The organism is Vreelandella aquamarina, from assembly GCF_020075495.1.
In the GTDB taxonomy this organism is placed as follows: domain Bacteria; phylum Pseudomonadota; class Gammaproteobacteria; order Pseudomonadales; family Halomonadaceae; genus Vreelandella; species Vreelandella aquamarina_A.
In genome coordinates this window covers 1-692 of sequence record NZ_JABYQT010000029.1, presented here as the reverse complement: position 1 = coordinate 692, position 692 = coordinate 1, and the positions used below count along the sequence as shown (strand labels likewise).

Below are 692 nucleotides of genomic sequence, written 5' to 3'. Positions count from 1 at the left end.
GCTGGCCGGCTTCGGCCGCGCCCTGGATGGCGTCATAAGTGCTGGTCACCTCGACGGTGGGCAGCAAGGCGCTGGCCTCCACGGGCGCGGTGTCGTTTGCCGTCAGACCTTGTGCGTCGGTCACGGTCACGTTTACCGCCGACAGGTTGCCGCCGCCGTTGACGTGGGCCGCGCCCGCGTCGGTCAGGGTGACCGTGCCGGTGATCGCGTCGATGGCGTAGTAGCCGTCGGCGTTGCTGCCCTCGGTCAGGCTGTAGCGCAGCGCCGCGTTGTCGCCGTCCGGGTCGTTGCCCTGGCTGGTCGCCACTTGCTGGCCGGCTTCGGCCACGCCCTGGATGGCGTCATAAGTGCTGGTCACCTCGACGGTGGGCAGCAAGGCGCTGGCCTCCACGGGCGCGGTGTCGTTTGCCGTTAGCCCTTGTGCGTCGGTCACGGTCACGTTCACCGCCGGCAGGTTGCCGCCGCCGTTGACGTGGGCCGCGCCCGCGTCGGTCAGGGTGACGGTGCCGGTGATCGCGTCGATGGCGTAGTAGCCGTCGGCGTTGCTGCCCTCGGTCAGGCTGTAGCGCAGCGCCGCGTTGTCACCGTCCGGGTCGTTGCCCTGGCTGGTCGCCACCGGCTGGCCGGCTTCGGCCGCGCCCTGGATGGCGTCATAAGTGCTGGTCACCTCGACGGTGGGCAGCAAGGCGCTG

The 692-nt window shown here is 70.5% G+C and carries 1 protein-coding gene; it reads right to left on the bottom strand.

The genetic code is table 11. The annotated features are described in order from the left end of the window. On the bottom strand, window positions 1-692 hold a 692-nt coding region (locus tag HW452_RS17325), incomplete at both ends, for a cadherin repeat domain-containing protein (RefSeq protein ID WP_224107336.1).